Annotated in this window: 20 protein-coding genes and 4 tRNA genes; 22 read left to right on the forward strand and 2 right to left on the reverse strand. The window is 50.3% G+C overall.

The window, feature by feature from the left end; genetic code table 11:
- Window positions 1–17 precede the first annotated feature (17 nt).
- The 16 genes from JW499_RS16865 to JW499_RS16940 all read left to right on the forward strand — a co-directional run bounded on the left by JW499_RS16865 (window position 18) and on the right by JW499_RS16940 (window position 14,876).
- Complete coding sequence (locus JW499_RS16865) at window positions 18–1,421, forward strand: cytochrome P450 (protein ID WP_205211687.1); 1,404 nt, start codon at window positions 18–20, stop codon at window positions 1,419–1,421.
- Between the two features lies 1 nt (window position 1,422).
- On the forward strand, window positions 1,423–2,328 hold the full coding sequence (locus tag JW499_RS16870) for a lysophospholipid acyltransferase family protein (protein ID WP_205211688.1): 906 nt from the start codon (window positions 1,423–1,425) through the stop codon (window positions 2,326–2,328).
- Window positions 2,329–2,418: 90 nt separating this feature from the next.
- On the forward strand, window positions 2,419–2,910 hold the full coding sequence (locus JW499_RS16875) for a CinA family protein (protein WP_205211689.1): 492 nt from the start codon (window positions 2,419–2,421) through the stop codon (window positions 2,908–2,910).
- Window positions 2,911–3,007: 97 nt separating this feature from the next.
- Window positions 3,008–4,051, forward strand: coding sequence for a recombinase RecA (gene recA, locus JW499_RS16880; RefSeq protein ID WP_205211690.1), 1,044 nt, complete (start codon window positions 3,008–3,010; stop codon window positions 4,049–4,051).
- 133 nt (window positions 4,052–4,184) lie between these two features.
- On the forward strand, window positions 4,185–4,643 hold the full coding sequence (locus JW499_RS16885) for a regulatory protein RecX (protein WP_205211691.1): 459 nt from the start codon (window positions 4,185–4,187) through the stop codon (window positions 4,641–4,643).
- 210 nt (window positions 4,644–4,853) lie between these two features.
- Window positions 4,854–7,406 (forward strand): alanine--tRNA ligase, encoded by a 2,553-nt coding sequence (alaS, locus tag JW499_RS16890; RefSeq protein WP_205211703.1) that lies wholly within the window; start codon window positions 4,854–4,856, stop codon window positions 7,404–7,406.
- Between the two features lie 78 nt (window positions 7,407–7,484).
- A complete protein-coding gene (locus JW499_RS16895) occupies window positions 7,485–8,720 on the forward strand; it encodes an aspartate kinase (protein ID WP_205211692.1) in 1,236 nt (411 codons plus the stop codon).
- A gap of 150 nt (window positions 8,721–8,870) precedes the next feature.
- Window positions 8,871–9,053, forward strand: a complete 183-nt coding sequence (csrA, locus tag JW499_RS16900) for a carbon storage regulator CsrA (protein WP_019620695.1) — start codon at window positions 8,871–8,873, stop codon at window positions 9,051–9,053.
- 67 nt (window positions 9,054–9,120) lie between these two features.
- Window positions 9,121–9,210: transfer RNA gene (locus JW499_RS16905), tRNA-Ser, on the forward strand.
- A gap of 4 nt (window positions 9,211–9,214) precedes the next feature.
- Window positions 9,215–9,291, forward strand: a tRNA-Arg gene (locus tag JW499_RS16910).
- A 71-nt stretch (window positions 9,292–9,362) separates the two neighbouring features.
- A tRNA-Arg gene (locus JW499_RS16915) sits at window positions 9,363–9,439 on the forward strand.
- A gap of 49 nt (window positions 9,440–9,488) precedes the next feature.
- Window positions 9,489–9,565 (forward strand) — tRNA-Arg (locus JW499_RS16920).
- A 191-nt stretch (window positions 9,566–9,756) separates the two neighbouring features.
- Complete coding sequence (gene thiI / locus JW499_RS16925) at window positions 9,757–11,214, forward strand: tRNA uracil 4-sulfurtransferase ThiI (RefSeq protein ID WP_205211693.1); 1,458 nt, start codon at window positions 9,757–9,759, stop codon at window positions 11,212–11,214.
- Between the two features lie 271 nt (window positions 11,215–11,485).
- The gene (locus JW499_RS16930; protein ID WP_091360506.1) at window positions 11,486–11,725 is read left to right on the forward strand and encodes an OadG family protein; all 240 of its coding nucleotides are present in this window, start codon (window positions 11,486–11,488) and stop codon (window positions 11,723–11,725) included.
- 61 nt (window positions 11,726–11,786) lie between these two features.
- Window positions 11,787–13,562: a sodium-extruding oxaloacetate decarboxylase subunit alpha gene (gene oadA / locus JW499_RS16935; RefSeq protein WP_205211694.1), complete on the forward strand. Its 1,776-nt coding sequence runs from the start codon at window positions 11,787–11,789 to the stop codon at window positions 13,560–13,562.
- Window positions 13,563–13,574: 12 nt separating this feature from the next.
- Window positions 13,575–14,876, forward strand: coding sequence for a sodium ion-translocating decarboxylase subunit beta (locus JW499_RS16940; protein ID WP_205211695.1), 1,302 nt, complete (start codon window positions 13,575–13,577; stop codon window positions 14,874–14,876).
- Window positions 14,877–14,989: 113 nt separating this feature from the next.
- Here the strand turns inward: JW499_RS16940 and JW499_RS16945 are convergent, their stop codons facing one another.
- Complete coding sequence (locus JW499_RS16945; protein ID WP_205211696.1) at window positions 14,990–15,913, reverse strand: histone deacetylase family protein; 924 nt, start codon at window positions 15,911–15,913, stop codon at window positions 14,990–14,992.
- Between the two features lie 334 nt (window positions 15,914–16,247).
- On the opposite strand from JW499_RS16945, the gene JW499_RS16950 reads away from it, so the two are divergent.
- Entirely contained in the window at window positions 16,248–17,879 is a 1,632-nt protein-coding gene (locus tag JW499_RS16950; RefSeq protein WP_332874436.1) for a response regulator, read from the forward strand.
- A gap of 141 nt (window positions 17,880–18,020) precedes the next feature.
- Here the strand turns inward: JW499_RS16950 and JW499_RS16955 are convergent, their stop codons facing one another.
- On the reverse strand, window positions 18,021–19,691 hold the full coding sequence (locus JW499_RS16955) for a sigma 54-interacting transcriptional regulator (protein ID WP_205211698.1): 1,671 nt from the start codon (window positions 19,689–19,691) through the stop codon (window positions 18,021–18,023).
- 322 nt (window positions 19,692–20,013) lie between these two features.
- Between JW499_RS16955 and JW499_RS16960 the strand changes: the two genes are divergently transcribed.
- From JW499_RS16960 to JW499_RS16980, 5 genes are all read left to right on the forward strand, one after another.
- On the forward strand, window positions 20,014–20,943 hold the full coding sequence (locus JW499_RS16960; RefSeq protein ID WP_232846478.1) for a catechol 2,3-dioxygenase: 930 nt from the start codon (window positions 20,014–20,016) through the stop codon (window positions 20,941–20,943).
- Window positions 20,944–21,009: 66 nt separating this feature from the next.
- Window positions 21,010–21,300 (forward strand): phenol hydroxylase subunit, encoded by a 291-nt coding sequence (locus JW499_RS16965; protein ID WP_205211699.1) that lies wholly within the window; start codon window positions 21,010–21,012, stop codon window positions 21,298–21,300.
- A 62-nt stretch (window positions 21,301–21,362) separates the two neighbouring features.
- Window positions 21,363–22,343, forward strand: a complete 981-nt coding sequence (locus JW499_RS16970) for an aromatic/alkene monooxygenase hydroxylase subunit beta (RefSeq protein WP_205211700.1) — start codon at window positions 21,363–21,365, stop codon at window positions 22,341–22,343.
- 35 nt (window positions 22,344–22,378) lie between these two features.
- A complete protein-coding gene (locus JW499_RS16975) occupies window positions 22,379–22,648 on the forward strand; it encodes an MmoB/DmpM family protein (RefSeq protein WP_205211162.1) in 270 nt (89 codons plus the stop codon).
- An 11-nt stretch (window positions 22,649–22,659) separates the two neighbouring features.
- Window positions 22,660–24,049, forward strand: a 1,390-nt coding sequence (locus JW499_RS16980) for an aromatic/alkene/methane monooxygenase hydroxylase/oxygenase subunit alpha (protein ID WP_205211701.1), incomplete at its 3' end; no start/stop codon positions are given.

Here is a 24,049-nt window from a genome sequence, read left to right on the forward strand (position 1 = left end):
TGGGTAGAAAAACAGCTATGAATACACCTGAGAACCAGGCTCTGTTTGTACCGGTCATGGCGCCGAGACCTAACTCATTCAGTTTGTCGCTGTGGAATTTGCCGGCCTTTCGCAGAAACATGCTATCAATCTGGTCAGATAAAGCGTATCGGGCCAGAAAAATGTCGTTCCGGTTGCTGAATCAGGAATACATCCTGTGTAATTCCCCGGATACGGTCAGGCGGGTTTTTCTCGATAGACATGATATTTATGATAAGAAAAGCCCACAAATGCGGCATGCGCTGGAGCCGTTACTCGGTGATGGGTTGTTTGTGAGTGATGGAGCGCTGTGGCAGGAACGACGTAAGGCATGCTCGCCACCATTTGAAAGCGTTTACTTGCCGGGTTTTGCCAAAATCATGTCAGGTTCTGCAGTTGAGATGGCGGACCGCTGGGCTGCATTGCCGGATGGTTCTACCGTCGATGTCCTTAATGAGATGGCGCGTCTGACCGCGCAGATTATTGGGCGTACCGTGTTTGGTGATGATGTCTCTGACCAGGATGCCGCTAAAGTGGTGAGTGGTTTTACCGAGTATCAGCAAACGATCAACCAGATCGATTATGCAGATACCTTCGGGTTGCCATTTTTGCGCCAGTTTGGGAGTCCGTTGCGGCGAAAAAAAGCCGCCAGAGCGACCGCTGAAGTGCATCAGGTGATTGACCAGATCATTGATCGCTTTAAGCGCGGTAGGAAACCGGAGAGGTTAACTCTGTTATCTGCATTGTTGGAGGGAGATACTGCCTCCGGTGGTCAGGGGGGCTGCCCTATGAGTGCGGAAGCCGCCAGGAATGAAGCGATTGTTATGTTTATGGCGGGCCACGAAACCACTGCTAATGCGCTGGCATGGACCTGGTATCTGCTGGATGGCTGCGAACGATCGCGCGGCAAAATGTATGCTGAAATTGATCAGGTATTACAGGGGCGAACCCCCACCTTTGAAGATGTGGCGAATCTGCCTTTTACCCGCGCAGTGTTTGAAGAATCCCTCCGGCTTTATCCGCCTGTTCCTCTGTTGAGCCGTCAGGCGCGTAGTGAGGACGAGATTCGTGGCAGTAAAGTCAAGGCCGGAACTATTATGCTGGCGCTTCCCTGGTTGCTGCATCGGCATGAGAAAGAGTGGGATAACCCCAATGCTTTCTACCCTGAGCGTTTTATGCCGGGCAACCCTAAACCCGACAAATTTACCTATATCCCCTTCAGCGTGGGGCACCGGGTCTGCCTGGGGTTACGTTTCGGCCTTACGGAGGGAATTTTGTGTCTGGCTACCCTGGCACAACGTTATCGTCTCAGTCTGCCCGATAAGCATAAAGTAGATATTGAGTGTCGCCTAACGTTACGCCCTAAGGGAGGCTTGCCAATGATTCTTAGCAAAAGGCGTTGATATGGCTGATAAAGGGTTTTCTTTACAGCAAAAGGCGGAGCTGTTTCTGGCCAGGTTGCTGCGGTTTATGCCCATTGATGTCGCTTCAGCGATTGGTGCCTGGCTGGGACGCCGGAGTGCCCGTAAAGCGATTCGGTTGAAGCGTAAATGGGTGGCACGTTTACACCAGAATTTTGAACGCTTAGAGGGGATCACCGATCCACAGGCTCGGGAGGCGAGGATAATCGAACATATCGAGCATATTGGTCGGGTCTATGCCGAATACCCTGTTTTGCATAAGATCGCAGCGGAGCGTTTAACCGTTCGGGGAAGTGAACATCTGAGTAATATCAATGGCCCTATTATCTGTGTCAGCGCTCATACCGGGCATTGGGAGCTAATGGCTGAGGTGATGCGCCGTCATGACATCATGGGAGCCGTTTTATATGATCCTATTCCCGATAAGGCGCGCTTGCAGCAGGCATTGAAAATTCGCAGGTATTTCTGCCCTGAAGATACCGGTAACCGTCATATTCCTGCATCACCGACCGCCGCACGAGAACTGCTTAACTGGCTGAAATCCGGGCGAGGTTTACTGCTCTACATTGATGAAGAAAAAGATGGGCTGGTATGGTCTCCCGCACTGGGCAGGCAGCTTCCATTTTCTGGTAATCGGGTCATGGCGGCTAAGTTGGCGGTAAAACACGATGTGCCACTGATTCCTATTCATATTCAGCGAAAAACCGGAGCTCATTATGAGGCGGTTATCGAGGCGCCGATTGTGGTGGGTGATACTTCAAGCCGACTGCGCGCGACAGAGGATGTGGCTGCCCAGCTGAATGATGTATTGGAGCGCTGGGTTCAGGAGGATTTAGGTCATTGGTACTGGTTAGCGCAGTTAAATCTGGACAAACCTTTCCCTGGGTAGTGTTTTGAACTAAGTAGGAAAAGATATCACTATCGTCGAAGGTTTTTTGGGTGAAGCGGCTTTGACGAAACTCAGTTACAGGATGGTCGAATGGCTCACAGGCAGCTGGTTAAAACCCTGGCGCAGCTGGCGCTGGATAAACAGATTCGTATAGCAACCGCAGAGTCCTGTACCGGAGGCTGGGTGGCGCAGGAAATGACCGCGCTGGCAGGCAGTTCAGACTGGTTTGAGTGTGGCTTCGTTACCTATAGTAATGAGGCCAAAACTCATATGCTGGGTGTTCCTGAGGCATTGTTTATCAGTGATGGCGCGGTCAGTGAAGCCGTGGTGAAAGCGATGGCTAAAGGGGCTGTGGATAATAGCCGGGCAACTCTGAGTGTGTCGATTAGTGGTGTGGCCGGTCCCGGAGGTGGAACCCCGCAAAAGCCCGTAGGCATGGTATGGATGGCCTGGTATCTTGAAGGGAGTGAGGTGCAAAGCCGCTGCTTTCAATTGTCTGGTGATCGTCACGTTGTGCGTCGGTCGGCCGTGAAAGAGGCGTTAAAAGGGCTTATAAAACAACTAGCTAAAAACACTGTATAAAAAAACATATTTTTTACTTGCAAACGAAACGCGCTATGTTAATAATGCTGGTCAAACATACAGTATTTTAACTGCGCTGCAGAGATAGGTCATTACAATGGATGCGAACAGACAGAAAGCACTTGATGCTGCCCTGAGTCAGATTGAACGTCAGTTTGGTAAAGGCGCCGTAATGAAGATGGGGGATCATCCCCGGGAAGCGATTCCGGCAATTTCTACCGGCTCATTAGGGCTTGATATTGCACTAGGAATTGGCGGCCTGCCGACTGGCCGGATTGTTGAGATCTATGGTCCTGAATCCTCTGGTAAAACCACACTGACGCTACAGGTTATCGCTGAAGCCCAGAAGATGGGCAAGACCTGTGCCTTTGTTGATGCTGAGCATGCACTTGATCCGGGGTATGCGGAAAAGCTGGGTGTGAATGTCGATGAGATGCTGGTTTCTCAGCCAGATACCGGAGAGCAGGCGCTGGAGATTACCGATATGCTGGTGCGCTCTAATGCGGTTGATGTGCTGGTGGTGGACTCGGTTGCTGCGCTGACGCCTAAAGCTGAAATTGAGGGCGAGATGGGGGATTCCCATATGGGCCTCCAGGCACGGCTGATGTCTCAGGCACTGCGTAAGCTGACCGGTAATGTTAAGAATGCCAATACCCTGGTTATTTTCATTAACCAGATCCGTATGAAAATTGGTGTTATGTTCGGTAGCCCTGAAACCACAACCGGTGGTAATGCCCTGAAGTTCTATGCTTCTGTTCGACTGGATATCCGTCGCATAGGATCGGTGAAGCAGGGGGATGAGATCGTTGGTAACGAAACCCGGGTTAAAGTGGTGAAAAACAAAGTGTCGCCGCCATTCCGCGAAGCGGAGTTCCAGATCATGTATGGCGCAGGTATCTACCATATGGGTGAGGTGATCGATCTGGGTGTTAAGCATGGTTTCGTCGATAAGTCGGGTGCCTGGTATGCCTATCAGGGCACCAAAATCGGTCAGGGTAAGGCGAATGCGGCTAAATACCTTGAAGAGCATCCCGAGGTGGCTACCGAGGTTGAGACAGCGATCCGTGAAAAGTTGCTGGCAGTTGTAAAACCGAAGGTAAAAGAGGAAGAAGCCGAAGCTGAACCGCAGTTGGATCTGTAACGGCTGTATCAGTTTTAAATAAAGGAGCCGAATGGCTCCTTTTTTGTCCTCGCAAAGTTGCTGTGGCGGTTAACCGCACGCCAAGGTAGTGGAGAGGTTCTTTTCATCTGCAACAGTGTAGGCAGGAGGGTTTATGTACCAGACCCAGTCTGAAGCAAAAAGTGCGGCTATCGGCTTGCTGGCACGGCGCGAACACTCACGCAAAGAGCTACGGGATAAGCTTGCGAGTCGTTGTGAGGCGGTCGATCTTGAGGCTGTTCTTGATGACCTGGCAGGCAATGGCTATCAGTCTGATCAGCGCTTTACCGAGAGCTTTATCCGCATGCGGGCAGGGCAGGGGCAGGGCTGGGTAAAAATTCGTTTTGAGCTGCAACGTAAAGGTATCGACAATGAGCTGGTTGCTGCTGTGTCCGAGGCGACAGAGATTGACTGGTTTGCTCTGGCGCAGGAGATGTACCAGCGTAAGTACCGAACAGAGCTGGACCGGTCTGACTATAAGGAGCGGGCAAAACGAATGCGCTTTATGGCGCAGCGGGGCTTCACATCAGAGCAGATAAACTATGCTATTGAGTCAGCATCGCAGCGGGAGTGAATATCCGGCTTAATCATTTGGCTGATCATCAGCCTTGCTTATTGACAGCGTCCCCCTCTGAAATAAAAAAATTCGTAGATTTAATCGTCTCGTTATATACTACTTCGCCATTTTTATAATGAATTCCATGCCTGTTTCTAAGTTTCTGTTTTGTATCAGTAACAGGTCTGGTGACGGTTAGGTATTAGAGCGACTAAAGCTATGAAAAATATGACAAGTGCTGAGCTGCGTCAGGCCTTCCTGGGATATTTTCAGTCCCAGGGGCATGAAATTGTGGAGAGTAGTTCACTGATTCCCGGGAATGACCCCACCCTGATGTTTACCAATGCGGGGATGGTGCAGTTTAAGGATGTCTTCCTCGGTAGCGAGAAGCGCTCATATAGTCGTGCGACGACCAGCCAGCGCTGTGTGCGTGCTGGTGGTAAACATAATGATCTGGATAACGTCGGCTATACAGCCCGCCATCATACCTTTTTCGAAATGCTGGGTAACTTCAGTTTTGGCGATTATTTTAAACGCGACGCAATCCGTTTTGCCTGGTATTTCCTGACTGAAATTCTGGAATTGCCGAAGGAAAAGCTATGGGTAACCGTACATATTTCCGATGATGAGGCTGAGAAGATCTGGAAAGATGAGATGGGGATCGACCCAGAGCGGTTCTCCAGACTGGATGAAGATAATTTCTGGTCGATGGGTGATACTGGTCCCTGTGGTCCTTCAAGTGAGATCTTTTATGATCATGGTGCCGATGTCTGGGGCGGGCCTCCCGGAAGTCCTGAAGAGGATGGTGACCGCTATATCGAGATCTGGAATCTGGTATTTATGCAGTTCAACCGGTCTGCTGACGGGTCTATGGTACCACTACCCAATCCCTCTATTGATACGGGTATGGGGCTGGAGCGGATTGCTGCAGTGCTGCAGGGCGTTCACTCTAACTATGAGATCGATCTGTTTCAGAATCTGTTGAAAGCGGCGTCTGCTGCTGTTGGCTGCAAAGAAACCGATACTCAGTCGTTGCGGGTTATCGCAGACCATATCCGCTCCTGTGCTTTCCTGATTTGCGATGGAGTCATTCCGTCCAATGAGGGTGCTGGCTATGTGTTGCGCCGTATTATCCGTCGTGCGGTGCGTCATGGTAACAAACTGGGCGCTACCGGGCCGTTCTTTAATTCGCTGGTGGCTGCGTTGGTGACCGAGATGGGTGATGCCTATCCTGAGCTGAAAGCGAAACAGGCTCAGATTGAGCGGGTGTTGCTGAAAGAGGAAGAGCAGTTTGCCAAGACGCTGGATCATGGCCTGCGCCTGCTGGAAGAGGTTATCGAGGATCTGAGCGGCACAGAGATTCCCGGTGAAACGGTGTTTAAGTTATACGATACTTACGGCTTTCCTGTCGACCTGACCGCGGATGTCGCTCGTGAGCATAAATTAACCGTCGATATGGATGGTTTTGATCAGGCGATGGAGGATCAGCGTAATCGTGCTCGGGCAGCGGGTAAGTTCAACGTTGATTACAATGATTCGCTCCGGCTTGATGGTCAGACTGAATTTGTTGGTTATACCCAGTTGAATGGTTCCGCCAACGTCGTGGCGCTGTTCCGTGACGGTGATGCTGTTGATCAGTTGACCGCCGGAGATAAAGGCATGGTGGTGCTAGATCAGACACCGTTCTATGGTGAATCCGGTGGACAGGTGGGTGATCGGGGCGTGTTAACCGCGAATGGAACTGAGTTCCGGGTTGATGACTGTACTAAAGAATCAAAAAATCACCTGCACCATGGTGTGCTCGTCAGTGGCAGTCTTAAAGTGGGTGATGTTATTGAGCCTCAGGTTGATAGCGTTAAACGCCGTGCCACCGCAGTTAACCATTCGGCAACCCATATTCTGCATGAAGCGCTGCGCCGGGTACTCGGCGAACATGTGCAGCAGAAAGGCTCGCTCTGTGATGCTGACCGGTTACGTTTCGACTTTTCGCATTTTGAGGCGGTTAAACCTGAAGAGATTCAGCAGATTGAGCAGATCTGTAATGAGCAGATTCGTCTCAACTCTGAAGTGCAGACGCAGATTATGGATCTTGAGGCCGCCAGGCAGACCGGTGCTGCTGCGTTATTCGGTGAAAAGTATGAAGATACTGTCCGGGTTCTGACCATGGGCGAAGGCTTTTCAGTCGAACTGTGCGGTGGAACACACGCTCAGCGGACGGGTGATATCGCGCTGCTGAAAATTGTTTCCGAGGGGGGCATTGCGGCGGGGGTACGCCGTATTGAAGCAGTGACAGGGGCGAAAGCGCTGGAGTATATCGATCAGTCGACAGTGCAGCTGGAAGCGAAGTTGCAGGAGCAGATCAGCAAGAGCCGGCAACTGGAAAAAGAGCTTGAGCAGATGAAAACCAGCCTGGCTGCTGCCAAAGGCGCAGATCTGCTGAGTAACGCCGTCGATGTTAATGGTGTGAAGGTATTGGCTGAGCAGCTGGACGGTGTTGATCCAAAAGCACTGCGTGACACTATTGATCAGTTGAAGAATAAGCTCGGTAGTGGCGTTGTGGTTCTGGCGGCAATAGCCGATGGTAAGGTAAGTCTGGCTGCCGGTGTTACTAAGGATCTGACTGGTCAGGTTAAAGCAGGTGATCTGGTACGTACGCTGACCGCCCGTCTGGGGGGCAAAGGGGGCGGTCGTCCCGATTTTGCTCAGGGCGGAGGTAGCGATGTCAGCGCTCTGCCAGCGGCACTGGCTGAAGTACGACAACTGGTTGAACAGAGCTTTTAATGGCGGCTTTTAAGAACGGCTTGTAATAAACGCATGTAATAACTGAAGCTGAAAGGCTGATGAAGGGAACAGATAAGTATGGCCCTATATGTACAGAAATATGGTGGAACCTCTGTCGGTAGCGTTGATCGAATTCAGGGTGTAGCCGATAAGGTTAAGGGGTTCCGTGACGCTGGGCATGATATCGTGGTGGTTGTGTCCGCCATGAGCGGCGAAACAAACCGTCTGATTGCTCTGGCGAAAGAGATGCAGGAGCAACCAAGTCCCCGTGAAATGGATGTGCTGGTCTCAACAGGGGAGCAGGTTACCATTGCGCTGCTGTGTATGGCGCTTGAGGCGCGTGGCGTCAGTGCGCGCTCCTATACTGGCGGGCAGGTGAAAATTCTGACTGATGATGTGCATATGAAAGCACGGATTCAGGATATCGAAGTTGAGCGCATGCGTGCCGACCTTAAGCAGGGGCGGGTTGTGGTTGTGGCGGGTTTTCAGGGTGTGGATCCTGATGGCAATATCACTACACTGGGTCGTGGAGGCTCTGACACCACGGGTGTTGCGCTTGCCGCTGCTCTGAAGGCGGATGAGTGTCAGATCTATACGGATGTCGATGGCGTATACACCACAGACCCTCGGGTTGTGGAAGGCGCGCAACGTATGGATAAGATTACTTTTGAGGAGATGCTGGAAATGGCCAGTCTCGGTTCAAAAGTACTGCAGATTCGCTCGGTCGAGTTTGCGGGTAAATATAATGTGCCGCTGAGGGTTCTGCATAGTTTTAAGGACGGCCCTGGTACACTTATTACAACAGAGGAAGACGATACAGTGGAAAAACCGGTCATCTCAGGTATTGCATTTAACCGCGATGAAGCAAAACTGACAGTTCTGGGCGTGCCAGATATTCCCGGTGTCGCTTCTCGTATTTTGGGGCCGATCAGTCGCGCTAATATTGAAGTTGATATGATTCTTCAGAACATCGCTGCTGATAACTCTACTGACTTTACGTTCACCGTGCACCGGAATGACTTTGCTGCTGCGCAGGAAATCCTGCAAAAGATCAAAGAAGAACTGGGGGCTCGGGAGATCGTAGGTAATAATAAAATTGCCAAGGTATCCATTGTTGGTGTGGGTATGCGATCTCATGCTGGTGTTGCAAGCAAGATGTTTGATACATTGGCGGGCGACAACATTAATATTCAGATGATATCGACATCTGAGATTAAGGTTTCTGTTGTGATTGCAGAGAAGTACCTTGAGTTGGCTGTGCGCGGTTTGCACTCAGCTTTCGATCTGGACGCGGCTGATACAGTTAGCGAATAAACTTATCATCAGTGGTCTATAGTTAGACCATTGATGGACAATTATAATGTTTAACGCAAGGTCACCCTGCGGCAGCCCGTTGTTACGCTATAATGCAAACAGGAGAGGTCAGGTCTGTAGTACTTGTCTGTTAAATAAGGAGATTTTTCTATGCTTATTCTTACTCGCCGAGTTGGTGAAACCTTGATGGTTGGAGATGACGTTACCGTTACGGTATTGGGCGTCAAAGGAAATCAGGTACGTATCGGTGTTAACGCGCCTAAAGATGTATCTGTCCATCGTGAAGAGATCTATCAGCGTATTCAGAAAGAAAAAGAGCAGGATAGCGAATAATTTTTCTTTTCTGGTTTTTATGCTTTTCTTTTGAAAATCAGTATTGTACTATACGCGCCGTTGTTTAGGTGAGCTGGCCGAGTGGCTGAAGGCGCGCCCCTGCTAAGGGCGTATAGGGGAAACTCTATCGAGGGTTCGAATCCCTCGCTCACCGCCATTTAGCGCCCGTAGCTCAGCTGGATAGAGTACCTGGCTACGAACCAGGCGGTCGCACGTTCGAATCGTGCCGGGCGCGCCACTTTTTAGGGATTATTTAATAATCGCTTAAAAGTGTTTAAATAATGGCGGATGCAACATTTTTTGGGTTAAGCGCCCGTAGCTCAGCTGGATAGAGTACCTGGCTACGAACCAGGCGGTCGCACGTTCGAATCGTGCCGGGCGCGCCACCCCATCAAATATCCTGTTCTGTTTTTCCTGTTTTATATTTTCCTGTACGCGCCCGTAGCTCAGCTGGATAGAGTACCTGGCTACGAACCAGGCGGTCGCACGTTCGAATCGTGCCGGGCGCGCCACTTTTTCTACTCCCTCATGGCAGGGCTCTTCTTTGAAGTAATATTCCGGAGTTGCCATATCATATGGCAGAGACGCTGATGGCTTAAATCTGCTTGTCTGACCTTTGGCCTCCTGATAATTGTATGAATTTTGTCCCCTCTTCGAGGCAATGTATAATAGCCGGCCTTTTAACCCTGTGCAGAAGTCAAACATGAAATTTATCGTCAAACTGTTCCCTGAAATCACTATCAAGAGTAAGCCTGTGCGTAAGCGCTTTATTCAGCGCCTGCAATCTAATCTGCAGGTGACGCTCAAGCGCATTGATAATGATATTAAGGTGCGGGGCTTGTGGGACCGGGTTGAGGTGGAGCTCCCCTCTGCAGACCGCGCGCTGAGGGCTCGGGCGGTGGAGTTAATGTGCTGTACGCCGGGTATTCAGCATATCCTTGAGGTGGATCAGTATCCGCTGGGCACTTTTGAAGAGGTTTTTCAGATCACCAGGGAGGTGTATGCCGGGCAGGTCAAAGGGAAAACCTTTGTGGTGCGTATCAAACGGGGTGGCAGGCATGAGTTTAAATCCACCGATCTTGAGCGATATATCGGTGGCGGCTTATTAGAGCATTGCGAAACCCGGGGGGTTGACCTGCATAACCCTGAGGTGACCGTCAAGCTTGAGATCCGTGATCAGCAGCTGTTTCTGATATCGCATCAGCATAAAGGGCTGGGAGGCTACCCGCTGGGCACGCAAGAGGATGTTATATCGCTTATCTCCGGAGGCTTTGATTCGGTTGTGGCCAGCTATATGACGATGCGCCGGGGGAGTAAAACCCATTTTCTGTTTTTTAATCTCGGCGGGCGGGCGCATGAGATCGGCGTGAAGCAGATTGCACTTTATCTATGGCATCGATATGGCAGTGCGGCCCGGGTTAAATTTATCTCAGTGCCTTTCGATGAGGTGGTGGGAGAGATTTTGCAGAATGTGCATCACACCCATATGGGGGTGATTCTGAAGCGGATGATGATGAGGGCAGCAGAGAAAGTTGCCGACCGTATGAAGCTGCCGGCGTTTGTGACCGGCGAAAGCATCGCTCAGGTGTCCAGTCAGACACTGATTAATCTGCAGGTGATCGACTCTGTCACTTCTAAGTTAATTGTGCGTCCGCTGGTGACTATGGATAAGCAGGATATTATCGATATTACAAAAGAGATCGGCGCCTACGACTTTGCCAAGAATATTCCCGAGTACTGCGGTGTGATCTCTGATCGTCCGACGACTAATGCAAAACTGGAGCGAATCGAGGAGGAGGAAGCTAACTTCGATTTTGATGTTCTGGCTCAGGCGCTGGAAAATACTCAGGTGATCTCCATCGATAAGATTGTTGAGGATATTAATATCCATGCAACTATTGAGGCATTGACCCGGGTGGGCGAGAATCAGATGATTATTGATATCCGTCACAGCCGGGAACAGGAGCGTAAACCCCTTAATATGCCTAAGGCTGAAGTGTTGACGATCCCGTTTTTTGATCTTGAAACAAAATTTCAGGAGCTGGATCAGACCAAGGAATACCTGTTGTATTGTGATAAAGGGGTTATGAGTCAGATGCATGCTCAGAACCTGCAGGATAAGGGGTTTTGCAACGTAAAGGTGTATCGGCCTGAGGTGTGAACCGGCTGGTAAAAACCTTGTTAGTTAAGATCGTAAGTTGACGTATTTTCGCTGTTTTTTGTAGTTTATTTACAGAAGTTTGCGGCACTTTTTATGCATTAATTATATTGTAACCAGTTGCCTGAAAGGTTTATTTCAGGTTTAATTGTTCACCATTTATTAACTGTTCATCTGTTCTGTTGCAGCCGGAATCGACCTTTCGGGGGAGAAACTGCGGCCACAAGCCGGCAACAGACTTATGGGTTTCGTACAAAGAAGGAGCACCCGTTAGATGGATAATCTAATGTCAGAAGGCCTCAGTTTAATGGTCTTTGGTATGGGATTCGTTTTCGTATTCCTGACCCTGCTGGTTTTTGCTACCGGCATTATGTCGAAGCTGATTGCGAAGGTGGCCCCCGAGGCCCCGGTGCCAGCCAAGTCAGCGCCAGTCGTTGCTGTTGCAGCGCCTGCTGGCGATGATGAGCTGGTTGCAGTGATGACTGCCGCAGTACATCAGTTCCGAAAAGACTGATCCGGTAGCTGAATTCAAGAATAAACATTAAAGAGCATTAATCGACAAAAGGCCTATACCCATGTCTGATAAAAAACCTCTTGGCATTACCGATGTTGTATTGCGGGACGCGCATCAGTCGCTGTTTGCTACCCGTATGCGCATCGACGATATGCTGCCAATCGCTGAGAAACTGGATAAAGTCGGTTTCTGGTCCCTGGAAAGCTGGGGCGGAGCGACGTTTGACTCATGTATCCGCTATATTGGCGAAGATCCATGGGACCGTATCCGTGAACTGAAAAAAGCGATGCCTAACACCAGGCAGCAGATGTTGCTGCGAGGCCAGAACCTGCTGGGCTACCGCCATTATGCTGATGATGTGGTTAGCAAGTTTGTGGAGCGTGCCGCGACCAACGGTGTTGATGTTTTCCGTATTTTTGATGCGATGAATGATCCCCGTAACCTGGAAACTGCGATCAAAGCGGTTAAGGCGACCGGTAAGCATGCACAGGGTACCATCTCGTTTACCAAGAGTGTGGTACACACCAACGATATGTGGGTTGAGTATGCCAAGACGCTGGAAGATATGGGGGCGGAGTCCATCGCGATTAAGGATATGTCCGGTATCCTGACACCTTACGATGCCTTTGATCTGGTTTCCCGTCTGAAAGCTCAGACGGATCTGGAGGTGCAACTGCACGCTCACGCAACGTCAGGGCTGTCTGATATGACCATCCTGAAAGCGGTTGAAGCGGGTATTGACCGTGTTGATACTGCGATCTCCTCTATGTCCATGACTTACGGTCACACGGCGACAGAATCTGTTGTTGCTGCGCTGGCAGGTACTGATCGTGATACCGGTCTGGATCTGTTGCAACTGGAGGAGATTGCTGCTTACTTCCGTGAAGTGCGGAAGAAGTATGCCCGTTTTGAAGGTTCACTGCGGGGAACTGATTCCCGTATTCTGGTAGCCCAGGTTCCAGGCGGTATGCTGACTAACATGGAAAGCCAGCTGCGTGAGCAGGGAGCCGCCGATAAGTTTGATGAAGTGTTGGCTGAGATTCCACGGGTACGTGAAGACCTGGGTCTGATACCGCTGGTGACTCCGACCTCACAGATTGTTGGTACGCAGGCCGTTATCAACGTCCTGATGGGCGAACGCTACAAGACAATCTCTAAAGAGGTTCAGGGAGTTTTGAAAGGTGAGTATGGCGCAGCGCCAGCACCTTACAATGCTGAACTACAGGCGCGTGTTCTGGATGGCGGTGAAGCAATTACCTGTCGTCCGGCTGATCTGCTTGAACCTGAGATGGAAAAGCTGATTGGTGAACTTAAAGCTCTGGCTGCAGAAAAAGGCGTAAGCCTGGCGGCTGGTGAGAACGAGATTGATGATGTTCTGACTTACGCACTGTTCCCTCAGATCGGTCTGAAATTCCTTGAAAATCGCGGTAACCCTGACGCATTTGAACCCGCACCTACATTAGAGGACGCCCAAGCAATGGCTGCACCTAAGAATACTGGTCCACAGACTTACACTATCAATGTTAACGGTCATAACTACGTTGTTCAGGTTTCAGAGGGTGGTGAAATCACTGCGGCTGCTCCCGCAGCAGCGCCAGCGGCTGCACCTGCTGCATCCGGTCCTGCTGAGTCTGTTCCGGCTCCGCTGGCAGGCAACATCTGGAAAGTTGTTGTATCGGCAGGCCAGACGGTTCAGGAAGGTGACGTTCTGGTTATTCTGGAAGCGATGAAGATGGAAACAGAGATCCGTGCGGCTCGTGCCGGTACTGTTTCCAGCATCGATGTTAAAGAAGGTGATACAGTTCAGGTTGGTGACAGCCTGCTGACTCTGGCGTAAGGGCAGATCTAAATGGATAAGCTAATGGATCTCTGGCACGCGTCAGGGTTATACAATATAACAGGTGGGCAGGCCTTCATGATCCTGATTGGCCTCCTGCTTCTGTTTCTTGCTATTCGTAAGAACTTTGAGCCCCTGCTGCTGGTGCCGATCGGTTTTGGTGGTATTCTCGCCAACATCCCTGAAGCGGGGCTGGCGATGTCAGCCGTTGAAAACGCCATCCATCTGGGTGGCCCTGAGATGCTCAGCAATCTGGCTGCAGCGCTGCATATCAGCAGCACTGAGCCTGAAGCCCTGAAGCATGCTTATCATCTTGCTGACAGCGCGTCCCATACGGCAGCTGTTTATGCTGCCAATGATCACGGCTTTAACAACGGTATGTTGTATAACTTCTACACCGTTGCGATCGCCTCAGGTGCTGCGCCGCTGATCATCTTCATGGGTGTTGGCGCGATGACTGACTTTGGTCCGCTGCTGGCAAACCCTAAAACTCTGTTCCTGGGGGCTGCAGCTCAGTTTGGTATCTTTGCTACCATTATGGGTGCGGTGAGTCTGACGACTCTGGGGCTGATGGACTTTACCATTCAGGATGCAGCGGCTATCGGTATCATTGGGGGGGCTGATGGTCCCACGGCGATCTATGTCGCCTCACTACTGGCTCCGGATCTGTTGGGGGCGATTGCGGTGGCTGCATACTCCTACATGGCGCTGGTACCTCTGATTCAGCCGCCAATTATGCGGGCACTGACGACCGAAGCTGAACGTAAGATCTCTATGGTTCAGTTGCGTCATGTACCGAAGACTGAAAAGATCATGTTCCCGATCGTGTTGCTGATTCTGGTAGCCTTGCTGCTACCTGATGCGGCACCACTGCTGGGTATGTTCTGTTTCGGTAACCTGATGCGTGAATGTGGTGTGGTTGACCGTCTGAGTGATACTTCTCAAAATGCGCTGATCAACATCGTCACTATCTTCCTGGGTTTGTCTGTTGGATCTAAACTGTCCGCAGATAAGTTCCTGGATATTCAGACGCTGGGTATTCTGGTGCTGGGCGTAATCGCATTTGGTATCGGTACTGCCTGTGGTGTACTGATGGCTAAGGTTATGAATAAGATGGCGGGTGGTAACGCAATCAACCCACTGATCGGTTCAGCCGGTGTATCCGCTGTACCAATGGCCGCCCGGGTATCCAATAAGCTGGGTCTGGAGTCAAACTCACAGAACTTCCTGCTGATGCATGCCATGGGGCCCAACGTAGCCGGTGTAATCGGCTCTGCGGTTGCTGCCGGTGTGATGATCAAGTTCGTTGGTTAAACCTGCGATCTTAAAAAAAAACCGCCTTCGGGCGGTTTTTTTGTTTTTGCTTTTTCTGGCAAGTCACGAAGTGACGTCTAGATACTAGCCAGTCGCGCAGCGACGTTCTGCTCTTAATACCCAGCCATCACTTCCAGGTGTGCCTGAACGCTGAACGCCAGGGATACCGGATTATAGCCCCCTTCAAGAACGGAAACGATGCGACCGCCGCAGGTGGTGCGGGCTGCGTCCATCAGTAGCTGGGTTGCCCAGCGGTAATCCTCCTCCGTGAGATTCAGATCGGCCATAGGGTCTTCGTGGTGTGCGTCAAAACCTGCCGAGATAAAGATAATATCGGGTTTATGATTCTGGATGGCAGGTAACCAGCGTTTTTCTAACTGCTCCCGGAAGACTGACGCGCGGGTGTGGGCTTCAATCGGGCAGTTGACAATATTATCCCGCTGAATATCACTGTAGCGTTCTGGGTAATAGGGGTGTTGAAAGGTTGAACACACCAGGACCTCGGGCTTGTCTTTAAAGATATCGACTGTGCCGTTACAGTGATGTACGTCAAAATCAACAATGGCTACCCGGTTAACTGCAGGTTGTTGCAACGCATGCATAGCACCAATGGCAACGTTATTAAAAAAACAGAACCCCATCGCAGCATTATGTTCAGCATGGTGACCCGGGGGGCGCACAGCGCAAAACGCGTTATTGACTTTCTCTGCTAACACCTGACTGGTTGCCAGAATAGCAGAGCCTGCAGCAAGGCTGGCGGCATGGAGCGAATCAGGACAGAGTGCAGTATCCTCATCAGCATAGAAAACCCCCTCTTTAGGAAGCTTCATCTCCAGTCGCTTTTGATGCAGATTAGCGTGAGCCAGCTGGATTTGCTCAGGCGTGACGTGCACCGACTCCATCTGTTGAAGATGCTCAATCAGTCCTGTTTTTTGCAGCACTTTCTGAATTGCCAGAAGTCGGATCGGGCTTTCGGGATGTTCCGGTCCCATATTGTGCAGGGTGCAGTCGTGATGAGTAATAAATGCGGTAGTCATAGCGGATCTGATTCTTTTATTTGTAATTAAGTCTACTGGAATATCACTGTGGCAGCGCTTAGTCAAAAGTTGTAGGGAATAACCGTTTAGCAAAACAGCTTAATAGTGAGACTGTTGACATGGATCATTATCTATTTTGTCAGATGACTATACTATGGTTCTCACAGCATAGAACTGTATTTAGCACCGGGCGTTTCACCCTACATCCGGTGCTTTTTTTTTGCCTGAAAAAAACGGATCCCCTTTTTGAGATGTTTTTTCTTTCTCCCCGGAGGTGTGGCTCTTATACTTGATTGAACTAAGTTATTGAGAATAAGGCTGGCCCGTGACCTCTGTGCGCAACAATCTCGTTGATATACAGATCGATTATTCAGACAAGCATGTTCTGTTAATCGACAGCAGTGGGAATATGCGTGCGACTATCTATTACATGCTGAGGGAACTGGGCATCAGCAATGTTAAAGCAGTCACAATCAATGACAAGGTTATCCCGTTAATCGCGCAAAACGACTTTGATGTCATCCTGTTGGGGCATAATGCCAGTGACAGCGTCACCGGTATTCAGATTCTTGAAGAGGCCCGTTTCCGAGGTTATATCAAACCCAGTGCTGCCTGGATCTGTATGACCAGCGATTCCTCGCAAGAGGTGATTCTGCATGCCATTGATAGTCAGCCGGATGATCTGATCTCAAAACCCTTTTCTATTGAAGAGCTCAAATACCGTCTCGACCATATCATACGGCGCAAGCTGGCACTGCGTCCGGTAGATCTGGCGATAGAGTCTGGTGCGTATTATCAGGCGTTACAAATCTGTGAGGCGCTGATTGATCGCCAGCATCCGGAATATACTCATCTGCAAAAAGTCAGAGGGACGTTGCTGCTGGATCTGGGCGAGTATGACAAAGCCCGCGAGCTGCTGGATGGAATCTATTGGGAAACCCGGGATAAGGAGGCTGGCCTCTACCTTTGCCGGGCATATGTCGGTCTGGACGACCTGGCGGCAGCAGAGCAACTGCTGCAGGAGCTGATTTCCGATAATCCACTGCTGATCGCGGCGTATGATCTGTTGGCAAAAGTGCATGAACAGATGGGGGATCTTATCCAGGCCCGGGAAACCCTGAAAGAGGCAACCACCCGGGCCCCCCTGGGAATTCCGCGGCAGATGGAGCTGGGGCGTGTCGCGGTGCAGACGCAGGAGATGGATCTGGCAAAGGGGGCTTACCGGCGCTCAATTGCGCTCGGTAAGCATAGCTGTTATCACTCGGCTGAGCCCTATCTGAAACTGGCAAACCTGCGGCGCATGGAGGTTAAAGCCAGTGACAATGTGACCCGGGAGCAGATAGAGCGCGAGATAGATGGGTTGTTGGTCAGTACCCGGAAACAGTTTTCATCAGACCGTGCCGCTGAAGTCCGTGCTTTTCTTATCCGCAGCCAGTTAGCTGAAGATCTGGGTGAAAACAGTGATAAGGAACGTTTTCTCAGAGATGCCAAGCTGGTCAACCGGGAGTTGGATAGCCCGCTTGATATCGAGCGTGAGCTGCTGGTGATGTCTGGTGAAGCCCTGCCTGTGCTGGAAAAATCTCAGCAGGTGTCTGCAAATAAAGAGAGAGAGACTAAGGCTAAGCAGCTTAATCCGGATATGAGTGATAAGGCTAACCGGTTGGGCATCAAACACTATCTCTCGGGTAAATTCGGTCTGGCGATTAAGTCTTTCGGTGCCGCCGTCGATTTTGATTTTAATAACCAGTCTGCAGTACTTAATCTCGCCCAGCTGTTTCTCGAAACCGCCCGCGATGACAAAGAGCGTCGCGAAGGCCGCTTAAAAATGGTTGATCGTTATCTGAATCTGGTCGAGCGGGCGTCACTGAAACCGGAATTAAATAATAAAAAGCTGCTATTGAAACGATATCGCGCGATGCCGCTGGATGAGTTGCCACCATCCTCGCTGGGGCCGTTACTTAAATGAGGTTGATAATAAGCTCATCTAAAAATCTTCAGCTTATCAGTCAGCGCGTTGGCGCTTACCCAGCTTGTTTCTGGCTTCATCTGTGAGATCTGCATTCAGAACTCTCTTTTTAAAGGACTTACGTCAGTTACAGGGTCCAGATCATTCCGCGGATGTTTTTTCCTCAAGGCTTTTCAATTTATAAGTTATCTGACGTCGGGTTATCCCCAGCAGTTTAGCCGCCTTGGTCATATTACCTTTAGTCTTTTCCATGGCTGCTTTCACCAGTCTGCCTTCAAACTCTTTAAGGGGAAGATTCTCTTCCAGTAGGTGGTCGTAGATGTTTTCTGCGATTCCGGGCGTTTCATACTCTGTTGCCAGAATATCAGTTCGTTGCGTTGTTGAAGAACCGGTAACCACATGCTGACGTTCAATGGCCCCGTGATTGGGTGCCAGCAGAACCGCTCTCTCAATAATGTTCTGTAGCTCGCGGATGTTGCCCGGCCAGTCATAGTTCATTAATGTCTGCAAAGCGGGCTCACTGATCGCTTCAATCGACTTACTATACAGCGGAGCATATTTTTCAACCATTGAACGGGCTAGTAGCGGAATATCTGATTTCCTCGATCTGAGCGGCGGAATCTCTACCGGGTAGGTGGCAATTCGATAATAGAGATCTGAACGGAAACGTCCCTGATCAATCGCTTCGTGGAGTTTCATATTGGTTGCGGCAATCAGCCTGACATCCACTTTAACGGTTTTGTTATCACCCAGGCGTTCCAGCTCCCCGGACTGCAATACCCGTAACAGCTTGACCTGGGCAGAGAGGGATAACTCACCAAGCTCATCAAGAAACAGAGTGCCACCATTGGCCGACTCGAAACGCCCCGGGCGGGAGGCATTAGCTCCGGTATAGGCGCCACTTTTTACCCCAAAAAGTTCGGCCTCGATCAGGTCATTTGGGATTGCGCCGCAGTTGATGGCGATAAATGGCTTGTCTGATCGGCCACTGTTCTGATGCAGCCAGCGGGCAAATAACTCTTTGCCAACGCCGGTTTCGCCTAGCAGTAGTACGTTGATCGGGCTGTCTGCAGCCTGGTTAAGCAACGTGAATGCTTTAATAAATTCAGGTGAGTTTCCGATTAGTTCACCTTGTTCTGGCAGCTTAGCAGTGGCTGCCCCACGCAGACTGGTGAGTTCAGATTCGATTGAACGGAACTGTTGTTTTACAGGGTCCTGCTTGAAATAATCGATATAGTCATCGTCTCCCCAGGCTTCGACCGGTTTGCCAACGAGCACGCATTTGCTATCACCTTTGCCCACGCATTGAGTTTCACGAAAGACTATAAAGCGTTTAAAGAAGGTCGATGAGTATCCAGAAGCGTATCCTGCGAGCATCCAGCATACCGGACTGTCACTTACACCCATTGTTTCAAGATGAACTTCAGCTTCTATTGAATTTGTAAAATCAACTTTACCGTAGAAACTACCTTTCTCCCAGTCAATGACTGACTCGGTGATCTGGGCTTTAACCATCCCCTCTAAACCATGTAGTGCCGGACCAATCTCAAAGACATCATAGTTATCATCGGTTCCCAGTAGACGTAATGCGAGTTCGGCGTCTAGCTGGCCGGAGGTAAAGCCCATTCTCACAAGAATGCTCTGGGCCTGAATAGGATCGAGGCTATCAAACAGACTTTTCCGAATCTCCGCCAGCGCTTTGCTGTGCAATAAAAGCATGCGGTTATTATTTAGCCAGATTTCACCGTCATCACTTTCAAATCGAAGTTTTTCATGGATTTTAAAACGATTTAACAGTTCAGAATTTTGCATAATTTTTATTATTAATAATTGAGGTGTGCCTTAACAGATTACTCATTATGCATTGAGTACGTCTAGTTGTTTTTAGATTAAAGCATCGGCATCTGAGAAGAAAAAAATAAGTGTTCAAAATTGTACGATTCTCGTTATGCGTTCAAAAATGGACGTTAAACATCAGTAGGATTGAACAATTTTGAACGGGCCTGTTCATATCCAGTCCATGGGTCTTTTATTAAGTCTTTAATTTATATAGATAATTTTTTTTTTGGCCTGTGGTGTGCAGTATAGCCTGTACGGAATATCCAAAAATAATTTTAAAAACTGGAGTTTTGTTATGGCAATGACCGGTGTGTTAAGACCTGGGCATGTTCAGATTCGAGTATTTGATCTGGAAGAGAGTGCGCGTTTTTATCGTGATGTAATGGGGTTGGTTGAAACCGGCCGTGATAACCAGGGCCGCGTTTATTTCAAGTGTTGGGATGAACGTGATCATAACAGTTACATCATCCGCCAGGCTGAAGAAGCGGGTATCGATTTCTTCGGTTTTAAAGTCCTCGATACAGCAACGCTGGATAAGCTGGAAGCAGACCTGAACGCATATGGCATCGAAACCACCCGTATGGCAGCGGGAGAGATGCTGGAAACCGGTGAGCGGGTGCGCTTTACCCTGCCGACCGGCCATGTGATGGAACTGTATGCCGAAAAAAGTTCTGTCGGTAATGGCCTGCCCAATGCTAATCCGGGCCCCTGGAATGGCGCCAGCGAACAGGGTATTGCACCGGTTCGACTGGATCATATGCTGCTGTACGGACCGAATGTTGCGGCTAACAAAAAGATCTTTGAAGAGATTCTGGGATTCTTTCTGGTAGAACGTGTACTGGCTGAAGATGGCCAGTTTGAAGCTGCCCTGTGGTTATCCTGTTCCCATAAAGTCCACGATATCGCCTTTGTTGAACACCCTGAGCCTGGCAAGTTGCACCACTGCTCGTTCCTGATGGAGAGCTGGGAGAAGGTGCTGCGTGCCGGCGATATTATGTCGATGAATGAGGTCTCGGTTGATATTGGCCCAACCCGCCATGGCATTACCCGTGGCTGTACTATCTATGCCTGGGATCCCTCCGGTAACCGTTTTGAAACCTTTATGGGGGGGTATCAGCCCTATCCTGATTATGAAACCATCACCTGGGACTGGGATCACTTCCCCCAGGGACTGGACTATCCGCAACGTAAGCTTCACGAATCTTTCCTGACGATTGTCACCTGATTTCACCAGCCAGAGCTGTGGAGTACCTTTTCCGGGTGTCTCTGTGGGCTTGTAGTGGAGCTTTTTATGACTGCAAAAAAAATGACTACAGCCGACGCTGATGCGAACGGACTGGATCGTTACACCAAATATATTCGGGTTCGTAGTGCTGAGGGAGCCCGCTTCGTAGAGTTTGATTTTGCCATTGGCGATCCGGCGCTGTTCGTCGAACTGATTATGCCAAAAGGTGCTTTCGAGCACTTCTGTAAAAACAATAACGTCGTCTTTATGACCCGGGAACAGCAGGAAGCTGTGGATGCCGAGATGCAAAAATGGCGCTACGGAGAGGAGACGCTGATGGCGAACAACCATCGCTGAACCTGCTGTAACACTGCATTGATTCAATAAAAACAATGAACCCTAAGATGGGATAAAAGCAAATGACCATTGAGATTAAAACAGCCATGCTGGAACCGGTGCGCAACACCTTTGCACACATTGAGCGCCGTTTTGGAGATAAACCGGCCACCCGTTATCAGGAAGCCACCTATGATGTCGCTTCCGAGATTAACTTTCACTACAAGCCTCTCTGGCAACCCGAGTTTGAACTCAACGATAAAGGCCGTACCGCCATCGTGATGCAGGACTGGTATGCCTTCAAAGACCCCCGTCAGTTCTACTACGGCACCTATGTGCAGATGCGCGCCAAACAGCAGGAGGTGGCTGAGAGTAACTACAGTTTCTTCGAAAAGCGCGACCTGGCCCGCCTGATTCCGGATGACATTCAACAGAAAGTGATCCGCCTGCTGTTGCCGTTACGTCACGTGGAACAGGCCGCCAACCTCAACAATATGTATGGCAGTTCGCTGGGCTATGGCACCGCTATCACCCAGGCGCTGCTGTTTAACGGTATGGATCGTCTGGGCAACGCTCAGTATCTCTCCCGTATCGGTCTGATTCTTGATGGCAACTCCGGTGATGCCCTGGCCGAGGCCAAGCGCTACTGGATGGATGATGCGGTGTGGCAGGGTGTGCGCGCTTACTGTGAAGCCAATATCTGTGTCAAAGACTGGTTTGAATCCTTTGTTGCGCAGGATGTGGTGCTGGATGGCCTGATCTATGAACTGGTGTATCTGCAGTTCGATCAGTGGCTGGCGGACAACGGCGGTCAGGATATCAGCATGCTCACCGAGTTTATCCAGAACTGGAACAGAGACACCAACCGCTGGGTCGATGCTGTGATGAAAACCGCGGCTGCGGAATCCGATGCCAATCAGCAGCAGTTGAGTCAGTGGCTTGAGCAGTGGAAGGGGAAAGCCCTGGAAGCGCTGGCGCCGCTGGCTGAAGAGATGATCGGTGCAGAGGCCCTGGCGATTGCTGAAGATAGCTGGGGTCAACGTCTGGCAAAAGCCGGACTGTAATAACACCGCGAATAACAACAATAAGGTTAATCACCATGTCAAAAGTCTATATCGCCCTGCAGGACAATGATGAGTCCCGCTATATCGTCGAAGCCATCGAAGAGAGTAACCCGGATGCCACGGTTATCCATCAGCCCGCCATGATCCGCATCGAGCGGGAACACCGCCTGGTGATTGAACGGGCGGTCGTGGAAGAGAAGATGGGCCGGGAGTGGGATGTGCAGGAGCTGCACGTCAATCTGATCACCCTCGGCGGTAACGTAGATGAAGATGACGACCAGTTCGTCCTCGAGTGGAAACAGTAAGGGGTAACATCATGGCTGCTAAAAAACTCAATATCAAAGATAAGTATCGTCTGCTCACCCGGGATCTGGATTGGGAGTTTTCCTACGAAGATCGTCAACAGGCCTTTCCCTACGAAGAGTTTGAAGGGATTAAAATCACCGACTGGAATAAGTGGGAAGACCCGTTCCGTCTGACCATGGATTCCTACTGGAAATACCAGGCAGAGAAGGAGAAGAAACTCTATGCGATCCTAGATGCCTTCTCGCAGAACAATGGTCATCTGAATGTGACCGATCCCCGTTATGTGAATGCGATTAAGTTGTTTCTGACCGGGATTTCTCCGCAAGAGTATCAGGCTTACCAAGGTTTTGCCCATGTCGGACGACAGCTGGGAGGTGTGGGCGCGCGGGTGGCCTGCCAGATGCAATCGCTGGATGAGTTGCGTCATTTACAGACGCAGATCCATGCGATGAGCCACTACAACAAGTTCTTCGATGGCTTCCAGGAGTTCAGCCATATGCAGGATCGGGTGTGGTACTTGTCAGTCCCTCGCTCATTTTTTCATGATGCCCGTTCGGGTGGGCCGTTTGAGTTTATGCTGGCGATCGGCTTTGCCTTTGAGTATGTGCTGACCAACCTTCTGTTTGTCCCTTTTATGTCCGGCGCTGCTCACAACGGCGATATGGCCACGGTGACCTTCGGCTTCTCGGCGCAGTCTGATGAAGCGCGCCATATGACTCTGGGACTTGAGGTGATCAAGTTCCTGTTGGAGCAGCATGAAGATAACTTACCCATCGTACAAAAATGGATCGATAAGTGGTTCTGGCGCGGTACGCGTTTGCTGAGTCTTGTGGCGATGATGATGGACTACATGCTGCCGAATAAAGTGATGTCCTGGAAAGAGGCCTGGGAGGTCTACTTCGAAGACGCGGGTGGCTCGCTGTTTAAGGATCTGGCCCGTTACGGTATCCGCATGCCTAAGTACGCAGAGGTTATAGAAAAAGAGAAAGAGCATGTATCGCATCAGGCCTGGTGGACCTTCTATGCGCATGGTCATGTTGCCGGGTTCCACACCTGGATTCCAAGCGATGAGGAGCTGGACTGGTTGTCGGCGCAATACCCGGATACTTTCGATAAATACTACCGCCCACTGTGGGAGCTGGCCAAAGAGATGGAAGCGAAAGGGGAGCGGTTCTACAACGCTGGCCTGCCACAGTTGTGCCAGACCTGTCAGATCCCGATGTTGTTTACCGAGATGGATAACCCCAATCAGAACTCGATGCGTGACTTTGTTTATCAGGGCGAGCGCTATCACTTCTGCTCGGATGGTTGCTGCGACATCTTCAAAGAGGAACCGGAAAAGTATGTTCAGGCCTGGCTGCCGGTGCATCAGATCTTCCAGGGCAACTGCGGCGGTCCTG

Origin of the sequence: Amphritea pacifica (assembly GCF_016924145.1) — a bacterium.
In the GTDB taxonomy this organism is placed as follows: Bacteria; Pseudomonadota; Gammaproteobacteria; order Pseudomonadales; family Balneatricaceae; genus Amphritea; species Amphritea pacifica.